Here is a 14872-nt window from a genome sequence, read left to right on the forward strand (position 1 = left end):
ACTGCGCGAGGCGACCGAGGAGTGAGTGTGGGCACGGTGATCATGCACAACGTGGTGTCGGTGGACGGCTTCATCGCCGATGAGTCGGACGACGTCGATCCTCTCCACGACTGGTACTTCAGCGGCGACGATCCGATCATCGAACGCGGCGGCCGCAAGGACGAGGAGAGCTTCGACCATTCCGGAGCCGGAAACGCCTTCAAGGTCTCCAGCGCGTCGGCGGACTACGTCCGGTCGACGTGGGCGACGATCGGCGTGATCGTGATGGGCCGCCACCTGTTCGACCTCGTGAACGGCTGGGAGGGCAAGCCGCCCGCGGGCGAGCACGTGGTCGTGGTGTCGCACCGGCCCAAGCCCGAGGGCTGGCACCCGGAGGCGTCCTACCACTTCGTCGACGGCGTGACGGCCGCGATCGACAAGGCCCAGGAGCTCGCCGGCGACCGGACCGTCGCGGTCAACGCCGGCGAAGTCGGCGGCCAGATCCTCGCGGCCGGCCTCGTGGACGAAGTGGCGATGGACGTCGTCCCGGTGGTGTTCGGCTCGGGCAAACGCTTCTTCGGCAGCATCGACAGCAGGCACCTGCTGGCGGACCCCCACGTGGTCATCCCCCGCGACGGGGTGCTGCACCTGCGATTCAAGGTGCGCCGCTAGCTCTGGTGCCGCGCGCGGCTCAGCCGAAACGACTTGCCAGCTCCTTGGCCTTGGTGATGGCGTCCTCGTGTGCTCGGGCCCGCGACGCCTGGTACCGGCGAACAGCTTCCGGCCCCCACGCCCGCTTCACGGCAGAGGTGAGCTCGGGGATGATGAACTCGACTTCGGTGATGCCGAAGTACGTGGCGAAGAGAGTCGTCAGGTACGGCACGACGAAATCCTTGCCATCACGAGGGGTGCCCGGCCGGTAAGTGCTGCCGCGGCTGGAGACGACCACAACCGGGGTGCCCGCGGCGGACGGTTGCTCGCCGATGACGCGACCGGGGACCATCACCTGGTCGATCCAGGCCTTGAGCGTGCTGGGGACCGTGAGGTTGTACATCGGGGCGGCGATCAGGACGACGTCGGCCCGTTCGAGCTCGCGGGCCAGGGTGGCACGCAGGGGATCCTCGTTCCCGGCGGTGAACCCGTCGTCGGTGAGGTGGGGGAGCGGGTCGGCCGCCAGATCGCGGTGGATCACCGTCCCGTGGGGGTGCTGGGCCTCCCACTCTCCGCGAAAGGTGGCCGTGACCTCACGCGAGGTGGACGTGTCGCCGGGCCAGATCGAGCTGTCGATGTGCAGGAGCGTGGACATGTTCTGGTGACTTTCGTTGCGATCGAGGAGATTTCGCGCTCGGGCTGTTTGCCGTGATGTCCGATGTGGACCCGACGGTGCGGGTGCCGTGCGCGAGTCCCGAACGGGGGCGGCCGAAACCACCAGCCTGCCGGCGCCCGGCAGGCTGGTGGGGGCGAGGTCAGCCGGCGACGTGGTAGCGGCTGGTGATGGCGACGCGGTTGAAGGCGTTCATCACCGTGACCAGCCAGGAGACCGCCGAGATCTGGTCTTCGGTGAGTTCGGCCGCGGCGGCGGCGTAGTCCTCGTCGCTGACGTGTCCGTCCGAGACGCGGGTGATCGCCTCGGTGAGGCGGAGGGCGGCGCGGTCCGTCGCCGAGAAGTAGCCGGTCTCTTCCCACGCGGGCAGCACGGCGATCCGGTCCGGGTTTTCGCCCTTCTTGAGCGCGTCCCGGCTGTGCATGCGCAGGCAGAACGCGCAACCGTTGATCTGGGAGGTGCGGATCCGCACCAGCTCGACCAGGAGCGGGTCGAGCCCGGCCGCGACGGCGCCGTTGTCCGCCTCCGTCGACAGGGCGATGAGGGCCTTGTAGGCGGCCGGGTGCTGCTTGTCGATGCTGACGCGCTGGGTGTTCGTCACAGTTGCTTCGATTCCTTCGTGTGGTCCGAGCCGCGCCGCGCGGGCGCGTTGTGCGTTCTCGGCAGGGAGACGAGGCAGCGGCGGCGGGTGTGACAGCTCAGACCCGGGAAAGTTTGTCCGGGTTCAGGATCCGGCGGTACGCGGTGATCAGACCGTCCGTGATCTGCACCGTGTCGACGGAGTAGACGCGGCCTTCCCGGCGGAACACGAGGCCGACCTCGCCGCCCACCTCGATGAAGTCGATGTGGTCCGGACGCCACTGGCGACCCACGCGCACCATCACCTCGGCGATGCGCTCGCCGCCGTGGATGAGCTTGCGTGCCGCCGAGACCTTGCCGCCGCCGTCGGTGACGTAGACGGCGTCCGGGTGCAGGAGCCGCACCAGGCCGGCCAAGTCGCCGGATTCGTAGGCGGCGCGGAAGGTCGCCAGCACCCGTTCGCGCTCCGCCTTCGGTGCCTGCGAAGGAGTCTGCTTCGCCTTGCCCACCCGCCGTCGCGCCCGCGAGGCGAGCTGCCGGGCCGCCGGCACGGAGACGTCCAGCACTTCCGCGATCCGCGCGAACTCGAACCCGAAGACGTCGTGCAGGACGAAGGCCACCCGCTCCGGCGGGCTCAGCTCCTCCATGATCAGCAGCATCGCCGCCCCGACGGACTCGTCGACGAGCACCGGCTCCGAGGCGTCCGGCCCCGTCAGCAGCGGCTCGGGCAGCCACGGCCCGACGTAGGTCTCCCGGCGCGACCGCGCGCTCTTGAGGATGTCGTACGACCGTCGCGCCGCCACCGTGACCAACCAGGCCCGAAGGTCATCGACCTCGTGCAGGTCGGATCCGGCCGCCCTCAGCCACACGTCCTGGGCCACGTCCTCGGCATCGGCCACGCTCCCCAGCAGCCGGTAGGCCACGCCGAAGACCGCAGGACGATGCGTCTCCCACTCGGCGCCGAGCCGGTCCTGCTGCTCGGACCGCCCGGGCGCATGCCCATCACCCATGCAGACCGTTACCTCCTCCGGCACGTGGATCCAGCGTACCCATCCGAATCCGGATGATCGCCGGACAGCCCGCACCGCCGGCGGTTACCAGCTGATGTCGTAGGGGAAGAAAACCTCGGCCTCGGGTGCGGTTTTGCGCGCGGCCAGGATTTTGGCGGCGGACACTCCGGCGGTCACGCGCAGCGGCGGGTTTTCCTGCTCGATGGTGTCGGCCACGACCTTGGCGGCCTCCGTACCGGTCGAGCGGCAGCGCGAACGGCGTCGCTTGCGCCAGCGCGATGCGGTTGATCACGCCACCGATCAGCCGGCCTTCGGCTCGCCCGGCGCGCCAGCACTCCCACGACGGCGTGGCCGGCAGCGCACCGATCGCTTCCGTGCTGGTCAGCAGCTTCGAGTAGAGGCTCTCCAGGGCGGCTCTCCGCTGCGCGGACTCCGTCTGTCAGTGCCCGCCGAGTCCGGGCGTGGCCAGGTCGGTGTGGAACCCGACCAGACCCGTGCGCGCGTAGAGCACCAGGTGCAGCAACGAAATGTCGCTGTGGCCGAGGATCGGCTTGGGATCGGCGACGATCGCCGCGAAGTCGATCAGGTCGAGGTAACCGAGCACGGTCTGGCCGCCGTCGTGCGCGATGATCGCGCGCACCTCGGGATCACGCAGGAGCGCGTTGAACTCCGCGGCGATCTCCGCCGGCGTCGCCGCGCTCCACCACCGGTGCCGCCCCGCTTCGAGCAGAGGTGCCCGGCGCACGCGGAAACCCATCCGTTCGAGCACGAGCACCGCCTGGTCGAGGTCGGGCTCGTAGGCGGCGTGGAGCGGCCCGGACAGCGCGGCGATGACAACGAGATCTCCGGGCCTCAGGGCACAAGGTCGAAGCAAGGCAGATCCGGTCACCGGCGCAGTAGCCCGACGCCCGCAGCTCGTCGCGACGCATTTACCTGAGCGCGCAGCCTCAGGCGGACGGCAGCCGCGCGGCCACCACCGCGGCGATCGACTTCGCGGTGGCGCAGATGACGTCGAGCTTTCCCTTGTTCGCCTCGTCCGTGAGCTCCACGAGGACGACCTCGTCGCGTTGGGCCGGCGTGCCCTTCACAGTGGGCAGGGTGGGTGTGTAGGTGCGGTAGCCGACTGTGACGTCGCAAACGTCGCCGTCGTCTTCGTGCGGGTCGACGTACGCGGGGCGGCCGCCGACGGTCGTGGGGGTCTGGCCGTCGGGTGGGTCGGTGGCCAGGGGCCATTGGCGGTCGTAGTACAGGTCCACGGATTCCGCGTCCTCGCCCCAGGAACACGCCCAGTTCGCGAAGTACCGGTCCGTCGGGTAGTCCGGGCCGACGACGCGGCGGAGCGTGGCGTCGTCGACGAGGGTGCAGGCGTCGACGCGCGCCAAGGACGCCGGCGGGAACGGCTCGGCGCGGCGGGCGATGGGGCCGCGGACCACGCGTGCGTAGGCGTCGCCGACCACCGCGTCGGACATGGCGCACAGCTGCGGGGAGTCGCCGCCGTCGGCGCGGACGGTGCTGACGGTGACGAGCCGCAGGTCGGGCAGGACGAAGTAGCGGCGGCACCGGCCGGGGTCGGCGTTCGGGCGCTGGATGTCGCCGAGGCGGCCGCGGACCGGCGGCACCTGCGGGTACTCCTCCGGCGCGGTCAGCTCCAGGCTGGTCACGATCGTGCTGCTGTCGGCCAGGGTGGTGTCGAGGTCGCAGCGGGCGAACGTGCCGAGGTTCGGTTCGAGGAAGACTTTGCCGTACGGGGCCAGGGAATTCACCGTCAGCAGCGAGCACGGGTCGGCCGTGCGCGGGTCGCCGACGAGGTCCGACGTCGCCTTCGCGGACGGCGGCTCACTGCGCGTGAGGACGAGGAAACCGGCCACCAGAAGGATGACGGCCCCGAGCACACCGGCGGCCATGAGTTTCAGCCGTCGCGGTCGGCGTCGGCGGGGGAGCCGTGCGGTCGGGGCGCCGCTGAGGAGGGCCTCGGCCCTCGGCGGCGGTGGGCCGGTTCGTGGGCTGCCGGTCGAGCATCACCGTCAGCGTTAGGGCGAGCGAGCCGGAGTTGCGCGCGGTGTCCGCCTTGCCTTCCGCCGCCCGCCGCAGCTGCCCGAACGGCCCGTTCTCCCCGCTGCCCCAAGGGGAGACGCCCTCGACGGCGGCGAACAGCGTCGCGCCGAGGGAGAAGACGTCCGCGGCGGGGCCGGCGGCGTAGCCGTTCGCCACCTCCGGCGCGAGATACCCCGCGGTGCCGCCGACGCTGGCGCTGCCGGTGAGCGTGACCTCGTCCCAGCGGGAGATGCCGAGGTCGGCGAGCTTGGCCGTGCCGTCTTCGGTGACCAGGATGTTGCCGGGAGTGATGTCGCGGTGCACCATGTCGCGTGCGTGCATCGCGCCGAGCGCGGCCGCGATCTGCGCGCCGATGGCCGCCGCGCGCTCCGGCTCGAGGACACCGTCGCTGCGCACGACCTCCTCCAGGCTGCGCGCCGGCAGGTACTCCATGACCAGCCACCGGTCGTCGCCGTCGACGACGGAGTCGAACACCGCCACGACGTGCTGGTGGTGCAGCGACGCGCCCAGCCGCGCCTCGCGCCGGATCTGCCGGCCGTCACCGTCGAGCGACCGCTTGAGCGCGACCGTCCGGCGCAGCTCCACATCCGTCGCGCGCCAGACGACACCCATCCCGCCGGCGCCGAGACGCTCCTCCAGCCGATAACGCCCGGCGATCACCTGCGCAGACACGCGCACAGTGTAGGGGCTGGACCGGCGCCGGTTCACGGTAATCCGGTGCTTACCTCCAGCGCGGAGAGCAGATCAGCACTCCGGCGACACGGCGATGAGCAACGAGCGCGCGCTCGACGCCGTCGGACTGGTCAGCGGGCTGATCGCGTCGAGTTCGGGAACGCCGGCGGCCAGCCGAGCTTTCGCCGCGGCCGCGGCGGCGGTGACCGTGCGCAGGTCACTGGCGTACTCCGCCGGCAGGCGGATCGACAGGGTGGCCGGATCCACGGCCATGCCCTCGACGGAGGCCGTGATCGCGGCCCGTTGCTCCGGGGTGTCGCCTTTCGTCCGCAGGTCGCGAATTTCCTGGTCGAAGGCCGGGCCGACAGCCTCGTTGAAGGCTTGCAGATCGAGACAGAGGTCCACGCGATGAGAAGACGACGGCGCCGTCGTGGTGGTGCCGGCCGGACCCGGTTGCCCGCCCGAGCACGCGACGGTGCCGAGCGCCACGATCGCGGCGACGACCACGGGTAGTGCTCTCATGCCGGGGAGGTTACGGCCGTGGGCGGGGAGGGGTCCCCGGCGTTCCGGCGATCATGGGGGCCATGTCAGTTTTCTTGCGCCGCGTGGTCGTGGTCGCGGTTGTCGGCGTCGGGCTCGCCGGGTGCAGTGGTGGCAGCGGGACCACGCTGCCGGGCCACCCGCTGTCCTATGAGGACGACACCGTGGTCGGCGGGCGGATCACCGCGGTGCACCTGAACACCGACGCGGGCAATGTCGAGATCGACAGCCGAGCCGGGGCCAAGGCGGTGAGCGTGCACCGTGCCGTCCACAACCAGAGCGGTCGGCCGGTCGACGCGACGACCCGGACCGAAGGCGGCACGCTCTCGTTGAACGGCTGCGAACCGCAGTGCGCGGTGGACTACACGCTCGTGGTCCCGTCCGGTGTGACCGTCGACGGCGCGACCACGGTGGGGTCGGTGAGCCTCACCGGGCTCAACGGCATCGACGTCACCACCGAGAACGGCGACCTCACCGTCCGGCACGTCACCGCCGGGCCCATCACGCTGCGCAGCGAGAACGGTGGCATCCGCGGCACCGACCTCGGCGGCAGCGACATCCGGGCCCAGAGCACGAACGGCGGTATCGACCTCGCCGCGACCACCCCGCAGGACATCGCCGCCCACCTGGAGAACGGCACCCTCACCCTGTCCGTCCCGAACCAGCCCTACGCCATCACCGCGACCAAACAGAACGGCACGATCTCCCTCGGCGTCCCCCAAGACCCGGCAGCGGCACACCATCTCGACCTGGGCGTGGAGAACGGGGAGATCTCGGTGCGGCCCAACGGATCCTGACCGTCCGGACCGGACAGAGGGTCAGCGGTGCCCGGTCGGTGCAGCCCTGAACAACCTCACCCGAGAGTCAGGATGACAGCCCCCGGGAAGCGCCTCCGCCCAGGCGCCCCGGGCTCGCCGGCGTGTCGAGTTCGAGAGGGCGCACGTCGCCGCCGAAGCGGTCGATCCCGGCCGCGCGCATCACTCGGCGTTGTAGCGGGCTTTCCACTCCGGGACCAGCGCCTCCTCGGTCGCGCCGCCGAAGGTGTAGGCGGGGGAGAGGATGGGGTGGACCTCGTCGACGTGGATGAGCACGGCGTGGTGGAACGGGTAACCCGGGCCGTTGGCGGCCAGCAGCCAGTCGGCGAGCCACGTGTGCACGGGGCCGCCCGGCGGGAGGATCTCGGCGGTGCCGCGGAAGCGGTAGCCGCGGCGGCGGAAGAAGTCGATCGAGTTCACCTCGACCCGCGGGTCGTGCCGCAGGTTCTCGACGGTGCCCGGCGAAGCCATGTCCATGAACGCCAGGTGCTCGTCGTCGTACACGCTCACCGAACCCTTGGGTGAGAGGTTCGGGGCACCGTCGGGGCGCACGGTGGCCACAAAGGACAGCTTCGCGTCGGCCACCACGCGGCGCATGTCGTCGTCGAGGACGGTCATCGGGCTACCTCTTTTCGGATGCGGCCGCGAACAGCCGATCGAGGCTGAACGCGAACGCGCGGACGGGAGCGAGGGCCAGGAGCAAAGCCGCGGCGCAAGCGCTGAAGACCGAGGCGCTCAGCGGCGCCTCCCAGCCGAGGAACAACGCCATGGACAACCCGAACACCAGCTGCAGAGCCGTCGCCGCCCAGGCCGACCACCGCAGGGCGACGCCGGCGAGCAGCGTGAGGCCCAGGGTGAGCTCCGCGACGGTCGCGGCCCACGCGGCGGCACTGGCCAGGCCGTCGAGCAGGTAGGGCACGAGCTGGTGCGTGTACGCCGTGAAGGCCGCGAAGCCGCCCCACGCCACGTTGCCGGTGTGCAGCGGGCCCCAGAGACCGAAGCGGTCGGCCACCGCGGAGAGGAAGCCGGCAGCCAGCGCCAGCCGCGCGAGCACGGTCGCGACCGGCCACGCGCGCAACGGTACGGCGGTCGTCGCCACCTCGTCCGACACCGACATCAGGCCTCCTCCTCCGGTGAGGGCCGACCGTCCGGGTCCGTCCTCCCCTCGCGAACACCCTCGAGGCTAGGTCCCCGAACGCCCTGACGGGAAAGAACGGCTGCGGCGGATCGACTACTTTCGGGTTATGGATCTTGAAGCCCGGCACCTGCGCTACGTGATCGCGGTGGCGGACACGCTCAACTTCTCCCGCGCCGCGGAGCAGCTGCACGTGTCGCAACCGGCGTTGTCCGCGCGGGTCAAGGCGATCGAGCGGCACCTCGGCGTCGCGTTGGTCCACCGGACCACCCGCTCGGTCGCGTGCACGGACGCCCGGGGCGCGGTTCGTCGAGCACGCCCGCGAGATTCTGGGGCTCCTGGGCCGAGCGGAACGCGAGGCCCGGCAGTCGGCGTATGGGCGGGTGCTGCCGGTCGGCTTCTACGGCGTCGCGGCCGGCGACCTGACCGCCGAGATCATCGACCGCTTCCGGGAGCGCAGCCGCGGCGTGGAGGTCGAGCTCAAGCGCCACGGCTGGGAGGACCCCTCTGCCGGGCTGCATGGCCGCACGACGTCGCTCGCGTTCGTGCGGCCGCCGTTCCGGTCCCACGGGCTGCGCCTGCTGGTCCTGGGCACTGAACCCCGCGTCGCCGGGCTGCCGTCGCGCCACCGGCTCGCCGGGCGCGACAGCGTGGACGTGACCGAGCTGCTCGGCGACCCCGTCGCGGTCCGGCGCACGGCCGACCCGGTGTGGGCCGAGTTCTGGTCCGGGGGAAGCGTCCGGCCGGCCGCGCTGAAGCCACGGCTGGTCGAGGTCGGCGACGTCGACGAAGAGCTGCAAGCGGTCGCGGCCGGTCGCGCGATCACGCTGACCGCGGCGGTGGCCGAGACCTACTTCCCGCGCGCGGGTGTCACCTACGTGCCCCTGACGGGGCTGCCGCCCAGCCATCTCGCCCTGGCGTGGCACGCCGACGAGACCGATCCCGTCTGCCACGCGTTCGTCGCCGCCACCCGTGACGTCCTCGCCGGGCGGCAGGCCGCACGCTGAGCTCAGTGGCCGGACATGCCCCCGTCCACCGCGAGGGTCGTGCCGGTGATGTAGGACGACGCGTCGCTGGCCAGGAACACCACGGCGGCGTCCAGCTCGTGCTGTCGGCCCAGCCGCCCGAGCGGGCTGTGCTGCTTCACGAACGGCAGGAGCACGTCTTCGGGGATGTCCTCGGTCATCTCGCTGGCGAAGTAGCCCGGCGCGATCGCGTTGACGCGGATGCCGCGGCGGCCCGACCACTGCTGCGCGAGGTCGCGGGTCAACCCGAGGACACCGGCCTTGCTCGCCGAATAGGCCGCTTGCGGCGCGTAGGACTTGATGAGCGCGAGCACGCTGCTGATGTTCACGATGCTCGACCCGGCCGCCATCACCCGCCCGCACGCTTGCGCCGCCCAGTAGACGCCGTTGAGGTTCACGTCGACGACCCGGCGGAACTCCTCGGGCGTCTCGCGGATCGCCGGGACGGCGGTGCCGACGCCGGCGTTGTTCACGAGCACGTCGATGCGCCCGAACTCGGCGAGGGCGGCCTGCGCGAGGGCATCACAGCCGGCCGGATCCGAGACGTCGGCGGCCACCACGGCGGCGCGCCGGCCCAGATCGCGAACGCTCGCGGCGACCTCGGCCAGCCGGTCGGTGCGGCGGGCGGCGAGGACCACGTCGGCGCCGGCTTCGGCCAGTGCGCGGGCGAACCCCGCGCCCAGCCCCGAGCTGGCGCCCGTGACGACGGCGACCTTGCCGTCGAGGCGGAACAGGTCGAGCACCCCGGTCACGGTCACCCCCGGCCGATCCGTGCGGCGGCCCGCAGCCCGGCGGCGGCGAGCGGGGCGACGGCGCCGCCGACCGACTCGAAGCCGGAGCCGCGCGTGAGCCCCTGCTGGTAGCGCGCGTGGATGCCCTCGGCGATCACGGCGATCTTGAAGTAGCCGAGCGCGACGTAGAAGTCGAGCCGGCCCAGGTCGCGGCCGCTGATCTCGGCGTAGCGCTGCGCGAGGTCATCCACCGCGGGCAGCCGCTCGCTCGTGGACGCCGCGGCGCCGGCGAGCACGGGTGCGAACGCGGGGTCCGAGTACACCAGGTGCAGGCCGAGGTCGGCGAGCGGGTCGCCCAGCGTCGCCATCTCCCAGTCCACGACCGCGCGGGCCGTCGCCGGGTCGTCGGGGGCGAGGATGATGTTGTCGATGCGGTAGTCGCCGTGCACGATCGACGCGCCGCTCTCGGCCGGGCAGGTCTCGGCCAGCCGCGCGTGCAGCGCCTCGATGTCGGGCAGCGGGCGGGTCCGGACCCGCGCCCACTGGTCGTGCCAGCGGCGGACCTGGCGGCCCAGGTACCCCTCGGGCCGGCCGAAGTCACCGAGCCCCACGGCGTGCGGGTCGACGGCGTGCAGGCGGGCCAGCACGTCGACGAGACCCTCGGCGCAGCGGCGGATGTCGTCGTCGGTCAGTGCGTTCAGCTGTTCCGTGGTCCGGATGACGACGCCGTCGACGTGCTCCACCACCGAGAACGGCACCCCGAGCACGTCTTCGCCGCCCAGCACCACGGCGCGGGCGACAGGCACGTCGCTGTCGCGCAGCGCCGCCACGACGCGGTACTCGCGGCCCATGTCGTGGGCCGAAGGCGTGAGCCCGCCCAGCGGCGGCCGGCGCAGCACCCAGCGACTGCGGCCGTCGGTGAGCTCGTAGGTGAGGTTGGATCGGCCGCCCTGCAGCATTTCCGCGCTCAGCTGCCCGCCGAAGCCGGGGACTTCGGCGGCGAAGAACGCCTCGAGCGCCTTCAGATCAAGACCGTCCACTGTGGACATCATCGCACGGCCTTCGACTGGCGGCGCAGCACGCGGCGCGCGATGGCCCAGCGGTGGGTCTCCGACGGGCCGTCGTAGATGCGGAACGGGCGGACCTCCCGCAGGAACCGGCCGAGCAGCACGTCGCCGGAGATGCCGAGCGAGCCACAGATCTGCACCGCGCGGTCGACCACGCGCCAGATCGCCTCGGCGCAGAACGTCTTCGCGATCGCCGTCTCCTGCGACGCGTGCCCACCCCGGTCGAGCTCCCAGCACGCTTGGAGGATGAGGCCGCGCGAGGCCGCGATGTCGATCTCGTTGTCGGCGATCATCTGCTGCACCATGCCCAGGTCGCCGAGCCGCGAGCCGAACAGCTCGCGTTCGGCCGCGCGGGCGACGGCGATGTCCTGTGCGCGCCGGGCGATGCCGAGCCAGCGCATGCAGTGGGTCATCCGAGCCGGGCCGAGGCGGACCTGCGCGTAGCGGAAGCCTTCGTCGACCTCGCCGAGCACCGCGTCCTCGGGGACGACGCAGCCGTCGAAGTCGAGCTCGATGTGGCCGCCGAAGAGGCTCTCGTCGAGCGTGTCGATGTGCCGGACCACCTTCATGCCGGGGTTGTCCGCGTCGACGAGGAACATCGTCGCGCCGCCGGTGTGGCCGGGTTCGCCCGAGGTGCGGGCCATGCAGATCGTGAACCCGGCGCCCTCGGCCCCGGTGATGAACCACTTGCGGCCGGTGATGCGCCAGCCGTCCTCGACGCGTTCCGCCAGTGTGGCCAGCGCGCCCGGGTCGGACCCGGCGCCCGGGGCGGGCTCCGTCATCGCGAAGCAGGAGCGGATCTCGCCGGTCGCGAGCGGGCGCAGGTAGCGCTCCTTCTGCTCGTCGCTCGCGATCGCCTCGAGCATGTGCATGTTGCCCTCGTCGGGCGCGGCGATGTTCAGCGCGAGCGGGCCGAGCAGTGAGTAACCGGCCTCCTCGAACACAGCGGCGCGCCCGCGCATGTCGAGCCCGTGGCCGCCGTACTCGGCGCTCACGTGCGGGGCGAAGACGCCCGCGTCCTTGGCGGCCTGCTGCAGCTGCCGGCGGACGTCGTCGGAATGCACCACGCCCTTGTGCTCTTCTTCGACGGGGATCACCACGTCGCGGACGAACTTCGCGGTGCGCTCGGCGAGGTCGGCGACCTCCGGCCCGGGCGAGAGGTCGACGGCCATGGCGCTCTCCCATCGGCTAATGACTATTAGCCGGTGACTATAGGCGGGTTCTTGTGCTGTGTCACAATGCGGTGGCGTCAGTCACCCTAGTGGCGGCCCTTCGGCTATCCTACGTTAGCCGAAGGGAGGTCGCGTGGACCGATCCGGTCACATCCGTGAGGCCGCGCTCGAGCTGTTCACCCGCAAGGGGTTCGAGAGCACCACCATGGGTGACATCGGTGCCGCCGTGGGAATCCGCGGCCCCAGCCTGTACAAGCACGTCGCCGCCAAGCAGGACCTGCTGGTGGCGATCATGGTCACGACCATGGAGGACCTGCTCACCGCGCACCGCGCCGCCGTCGGGGGTGTCGCCGACCCCGTGGAACGTCTCCGCCGCGCCACCGAGGCCCACGTCCGCTACCACGCCCGCCACCGGCTGGAGGCCTTCGTCGGCACCCGCGAGATCCGCAGCCTGGCCGAGCCGCACCTGACCCGCGTGCTCGCCCTGCGCGCCGAGTACGAGGCCTGCTTCCGCGCGGTCGTCCAGTCCGGTGTGGACGCCGGGGTGTTCCGGGTGGACTCCGTGCGACTGGCTTCTTACGCGGTCCTCGACCTGGGCATGGGTGTCGCGGTCTGGTACCGCGCCGACGGCGAACAGTCCGAGGACGCGCTGGTGTGGCAGTACAGCCGCTTCGCGCTTCGGCTGGTGGGGGTCACGGGTTAGTTCTGGTCGCGACGTCGTCGATGCAGCCGGCGGCCCGGCTCGGTTGACGCGCTAGCGCCGGGCCCGCCGGCACGAGCGAGCGGACAGCAACGCGAGAAAACCGAGCCCGACCTTCAAACCGAGGAACGCCCAGTAGCTCGCGTCGGTTGCGCTGGCCCTGCGGCCGGGCGAAACGCGTGAACTCGCCGGCCAGCCCGGCCGCCGCGAGCACGCGCAGCCCGCCGTCCTCGCCGAGGTCGAGCGTGCCGCCCTGAGTACGGGCGCTGCGGTCGGCGTCGCGTTCGAACACCCTGACGCCGACGCCGGCGAGGTGCCGCAGGCGTGCGGCGGCCAGTCCGGCAGGGCCGGCACCGGTGATGACGATGTCGAGCTCCTTCAGGGCCTCTGGTGTGGGCAAGGTCCGGTTCCCTTCGATCAGTAACTCACTGACAAAAGTAAGTGACTTACCTGAAGGCCCACTGTTCGTGAGGTGAGTCTCACCCATAAGGTGACTCGCTTACCCTTTGCGTACGGTGGCGGGATGGTGAAGCGCATCGAGCCGGCCGACCTGCCGCTGCGGGAACGCAAGAAAGCGCTGACGCGCCAGGCGATCCTCGACGCCGCCGCGCGGCTGTTCGCCGAGCACGGCTACGACAACGTGACCGTCGCCGACATCGCCGACGCCGCGACCGTGTCCGTCAAGACGCTCTTCGTCTACTTCCGCTCGAAGGAAGATCTGGTCTTCGCCGACTCCGACCTGCTCGACGCGCTGCTGGCGGGCCTCGACGCACGCGAACCGGGGGCTTCGGCCGCGCGGGCCGTGGCCGACGTGCTCATCGCCGCGGTCCACGACGGGACCGGCGCCGCCCGCGGCCTCGAGGACTACCACCACGCGTACGGCGGCTCGGTGTCGCTGCGCTCCGGCCTGCTGCGCATGTGGTCGGAGTGGGAGGACCGCGTCACCGAGCACCTCGCCGGCGACGCCCCGGCCACCCCGATGACCCGGCTGCACGCGATCCAGCTCGTCGGCCTCGTGCGCACCACCACGTCGCCGGAGCTGCGCGCCGCGATCGACCCCGCGGACCCGCGGGCGGCCCAGGAGCTCGAACGCTGGCTGCGCACGGCGGCGAAAGTGGTCGAAGCCTCGGCGCCGGCCGGCTGACGCGGTTCGTGGCGCCCTCGGGAACCATCCCGTGGTAGAACCAGCTGATCGTTCACCGGAACCCGACTGGCAGGATCGCTCGGATGATCGTCGACGCTCACGTGCACCTGGCGCGGCTCCCGACGTTGAAGCTCGGGTGGAACACGTGGCTCAGCCCCGCCTCGGACCGGGCGGAGGTAGAGTCCGTGTACGGGCCCGACGGCGCGATCGTCCCGGAGCGGATCGACGCGCTGTTCGCGGCCGGCGGGGTGGACCGCGCGCTGCTGTTCACCGAGCACAGCCCGAGGGTCACGGGCATCCAGCCGCCCGAGGACCTGCTCCCGGTTCTCGAGTACAACCCGACGCGGTTCCGCCTGGTCGCCAACGTCAACCCGCACCTGCACTACCCGGTCGCGGCCGAGCTGCGCCGGCAGCTGGACCTGGGCGCGGTGGCTCTGAAGATCCACCCGGTCCACGGGAACTTCGCGCCGAACGACCGGGAGCTGTACCCGGCGTACGCCGAGTGCGAGCAACGGGGCATCCCGGTGATCACGCACACCGGTCCCAGCTCGTTCCCCGGCGCGAGCGGCCGCCGCGGCGACCCGGTGCTGATGGACGACGTGCTGCGCGACTTCCCGGACCTCACCGTCGTGCTCGCGCATGGCGGCCGCGGCTGGAGCTACGAGGTCGCCGGCTTCATGGCGCTGGCCCGGCCGAACGTCTGGCTCGACATCGCGGGCCTGCCACCACGCAAGCTGCCGCAGTACTACGACCGGTTCGACCTCGACCGCATCGCCGCGAAGTGGATCTTCGGCACGGACTGGCCCGCGTCCCCCGGCATCGGCGTCAACCTCAAGGCCGTGGCCGACCTCGGGCTCACACCGAGCGTGCTCGACGCGGTGCTCGGCGGCAACGCCGAACGCGTCTACCGGCTGACCTGACAGC

20 protein-coding genes and 1 pseudogene are annotated in these 14872 nt (G+C 71.6%); 7 read left to right on the forward strand and 14 right to left on the reverse strand.

Annotated features, from left to right (window positions below):
• The first annotated feature begins 27 nt into the window (after positions 1–27).
• A complete protein-coding gene (locus tag QRX50_RS23780; RefSeq protein ID WP_285974107.1) occupies positions 28–651 on the forward strand; it encodes a dihydrofolate reductase family protein in 624 nt (207 codons plus the stop codon).
• Between the two features lie 19 nt (positions 652–670).
• On the opposite strand, the gene QRX50_RS23785 is transcribed toward QRX50_RS23780, so the two are convergent.
• The 8 genes from QRX50_RS23785 to QRX50_RS23820 form a co-directional block, all read right to left on the reverse strand.
• Positions 671–1285, reverse strand: a complete 615-nt coding sequence (locus QRX50_RS23785; protein ID WP_285974108.1) for an FMN-dependent NADH-azoreductase — start codon at positions 1283–1285, stop codon at positions 671–673.
• A gap of 160 nt (positions 1286–1445) precedes the next feature.
• Positions 1446–1904 carry a carboxymuconolactone decarboxylase family protein gene (locus QRX50_RS23790; RefSeq protein ID WP_285974109.1) on the reverse strand — a complete coding sequence of 153 codons (459 nt, stop codon included), beginning with the start codon at positions 1902–1904 and terminating at the stop codon, positions 1446–1448.
• Positions 1905–2001: 97 nt separating this feature from the next.
• Positions 2002–2892, reverse strand: coding sequence for an RNA polymerase sigma factor SigJ (gene sigJ, locus QRX50_RS23795; protein ID WP_285974110.1), 891 nt, complete (start codon positions 2890–2892; stop codon positions 2002–2004).
• Between the two features lie 84 nt (positions 2893–2976).
• On the reverse strand, positions 2977–3108 hold the full coding sequence (locus tag QRX50_RS23800) for a hypothetical protein (RefSeq protein ID WP_285974111.1): 132 nt from the start codon (positions 3106–3108) through the stop codon (positions 2977–2979).
• A gap of 223 nt (positions 3109–3331) precedes the next feature.
• Positions 3332–3781, reverse strand: coding sequence for an LD-carboxypeptidase (locus QRX50_RS23805; protein ID WP_285974112.1), 450 nt, complete (start codon positions 3779–3781; stop codon positions 3332–3334).
• Positions 3782–3839: 58 nt separating this feature from the next.
• Positions 3840–4796, reverse strand: a complete 957-nt coding sequence (locus QRX50_RS23810) for a DUF3558 domain-containing protein (RefSeq protein ID WP_285974113.1) — start codon at positions 4794–4796, stop codon at positions 3840–3842.
• A complete protein-coding gene (locus tag QRX50_RS23815; RefSeq protein WP_285974114.1) occupies positions 4729–5619 on the reverse strand; it encodes a serine/threonine-protein kinase in 891 nt (296 codons plus the stop codon). The genes QRX50_RS23810 and QRX50_RS23815 overlap by 68 nt, the downstream gene beginning before the upstream one ends.
• Before the next feature lie 72 nt (positions 5620–5691).
• A complete protein-coding gene (locus tag QRX50_RS23820) occupies positions 5692–6141 on the reverse strand; it encodes a hypothetical protein (RefSeq protein WP_285974115.1) in 450 nt (149 codons plus the stop codon).
• Between the two features lie 62 nt (positions 6142–6203).
• On the opposite strand from QRX50_RS23820, the gene QRX50_RS23825 reads away from it, so the two are divergent.
• Entirely contained in the window at positions 6204–6956 is a 753-nt protein-coding gene (locus tag QRX50_RS23825) for a DUF4097 family beta strand repeat-containing protein (RefSeq protein WP_285974116.1), read from the forward strand.
• A 180-nt stretch (positions 6957–7136) separates the two neighbouring features.
• Here QRX50_RS23825 and QRX50_RS23830 read toward each other — a convergent pair whose 3' ends face one another.
• Both QRX50_RS23830 and QRX50_RS23835 read right to left on the reverse strand, forming a co-directional pair.
• Positions 7137–7592, reverse strand: coding sequence for a pyridoxamine 5'-phosphate oxidase family protein (locus tag QRX50_RS23830; RefSeq protein ID WP_285974117.1), 456 nt, complete (start codon positions 7590–7592; stop codon positions 7137–7139).
• 4 nt (positions 7593–7596) lie between these two features.
• Positions 7597–8091, reverse strand: coding sequence for a hypothetical protein (locus QRX50_RS23835; protein ID WP_285974118.1), 495 nt, complete (start codon positions 8089–8091; stop codon positions 7597–7599).
• 127 nt (positions 8092–8218) lie between these two features.
• Between QRX50_RS23835 and QRX50_RS49675 the strand changes: the two are divergent.
• Together QRX50_RS49675 and QRX50_RS23840 are read left to right on the forward strand one after the other, a co-directional pair.
• Positions 8219–8344: pseudogene (locus tag QRX50_RS49675) on the forward strand (LysR family transcriptional regulator); the annotation flags it as partial.
• 148 nt (positions 8345–8492) lie between these two features.
• Positions 8493–9116 (forward strand): LysR family substrate-binding domain-containing protein, encoded by a 624-nt coding sequence (locus QRX50_RS23840; protein ID WP_285974119.1) that lies wholly within the window; start codon positions 8493–8495, stop codon positions 9114–9116.
• Between the two features lie 2 nt (positions 9117–9118).
• Here the strand turns inward: QRX50_RS23840 and QRX50_RS23845 are convergent, their stop codons facing one another.
• The 3 genes from QRX50_RS23845 to QRX50_RS23855 are packed head-to-tail and all read right to left on the reverse strand — an operon-like array spanning position 9119 to position 12104.
• Positions 9119–9886: an SDR family NAD(P)-dependent oxidoreductase gene (locus QRX50_RS23845; RefSeq protein WP_285974541.1), complete on the reverse strand. Its 768-nt coding sequence runs from the start codon at positions 9884–9886 to the stop codon at positions 9119–9121.
• A 2-nt stretch (positions 9887–9888) separates the two neighbouring features.
• Positions 9889–10914 (reverse strand): phosphotransferase family protein, encoded by a 1026-nt coding sequence (locus QRX50_RS23850; RefSeq protein ID WP_285974542.1) that lies wholly within the window; start codon positions 10912–10914, stop codon positions 9889–9891.
• Positions 10914–12104 carry an acyl-CoA dehydrogenase family protein gene (locus QRX50_RS23855; protein WP_285974120.1) on the reverse strand — a complete coding sequence of 397 codons (1191 nt, stop codon included), beginning with the start codon at positions 12102–12104 and terminating at the stop codon, positions 10914–10916. The genes QRX50_RS23850 and QRX50_RS23855 overlap by 1 nt, the downstream gene beginning before the upstream one ends.
• Before the next feature lie 133 nt (positions 12105–12237).
• Here QRX50_RS23855 and QRX50_RS23860 point away from each other — a divergent pair, with 133 nt between their 5' ends.
• Positions 12238–12807, forward strand: coding sequence for a TetR/AcrR family transcriptional regulator (locus QRX50_RS23860; protein ID WP_285974121.1), 570 nt, complete (start codon positions 12238–12240; stop codon positions 12805–12807).
• Here QRX50_RS23860 and QRX50_RS23865 read toward each other — a convergent pair.
• On the reverse strand, positions 12797–13204 hold the full coding sequence (locus QRX50_RS23865; RefSeq protein WP_285974122.1) for an FAD-dependent monooxygenase: 408 nt from the start codon (positions 13202–13204) through the stop codon (positions 12797–12799). The genes QRX50_RS23860 and QRX50_RS23865 overlap by 11 nt on opposite strands.
• 123 nt (positions 13205–13327) lie before the next feature.
• Between QRX50_RS23865 and QRX50_RS23870 the strand changes: the two genes are divergently transcribed.
• Positions 13328–13948 carry a TetR/AcrR family transcriptional regulator gene (locus QRX50_RS23870; RefSeq protein WP_285974123.1) on the forward strand — a complete coding sequence of 207 codons (621 nt, stop codon included), beginning with the start codon at positions 13328–13330 and terminating at the stop codon, positions 13946–13948.
• 83 nt (positions 13949–14031) lie between these two features.
• Entirely contained in the window at positions 14032–14868 is an 837-nt protein-coding gene (locus QRX50_RS23875; protein ID WP_285974124.1) for an amidohydrolase family protein, read from the forward strand.
• The last annotated feature ends 4 nt before the right edge of the window (positions 14869–14872 follow it).

It is taken from the genome of Amycolatopsis sp. 2-15 (genome assembly GCF_030285625.1).
GTDB lineage: Bacteria > Actinomycetota > Actinomycetes > Mycobacteriales > Pseudonocardiaceae > Amycolatopsis > Amycolatopsis carbonis.

What these genes read in the sequence shown, in the direction of transcription:
- sigJ (WP_285974110.1), bottom strand. Translation starts at nt 2,892, where the DNA reads ATGGGTGATGGGCATGCGCCCGGGCGGTCCGAGCAGCAGGACCGGCTC.
- QRX50_RS23810 (WP_285974113.1), bottom strand. Translation starts at nt 4,796, where the DNA reads ATGGCCGCCGGTGTGCTCGGGGCCGTCATCCTTCTGGTGGCCGGTTTC.
- QRX50_RS23875 (WP_285974124.1), top strand. Translation starts at nt 14,032, where the DNA reads ATGATCGTCGACGCTCACGTGCACCTGGCGCGGCTCCCGACGTTGAAG.
- QRX50_RS23870 (WP_285974123.1), top strand. Translation starts at nt 13,328, where the DNA reads ATGGTGAAGCGCATCGAGCCGGCCGACCTGCCGCTGCGGGAACGCAAG.
- QRX50_RS23825 (WP_285974116.1), top strand. Translation starts at nt 6,204, where the DNA reads ATGTCAGTTTTCTTGCGCCGCGTGGTCGTGGTCGCGGTTGTCGGCGTC.
- QRX50_RS23785 (WP_285974108.1), bottom strand. Translation starts at nt 1,285, where the DNA reads ATGTCCACGCTCCTGCACATCGACAGCTCGATCTGGCCCGGCGACACG.
- QRX50_RS23820 (WP_285974115.1), bottom strand. Translation starts at nt 6,141, where the DNA reads ATGAGAGCACTACCCGTGGTCGTCGCCGCGATCGTGGCGCTCGGCACC.
- QRX50_RS23835 (WP_285974118.1), bottom strand. Translation starts at nt 8,091, where the DNA reads ATGTCGGTGTCGGACGAGGTGGCGACGACCGCCGTACCGTTGCGCGCG.
- QRX50_RS23855 (WP_285974120.1), bottom strand. Translation starts at nt 12,104, where the DNA reads ATGGCCGTCGACCTCTCGCCCGGGCCGGAGGTCGCCGACCTCGCCGAG.
- QRX50_RS23850 (WP_285974542.1), bottom strand. Translation starts at nt 10,914, where the DNA reads ATGTCCACAGTGGACGGTCTTGATCTGAAGGCGCTCGAGGCGTTCTTC.
- QRX50_RS23830 (WP_285974117.1), bottom strand. Translation starts at nt 7,592, where the DNA reads ATGACCGTCCTCGACGACGACATGCGCCGCGTGGTGGCCGACGCGAAG.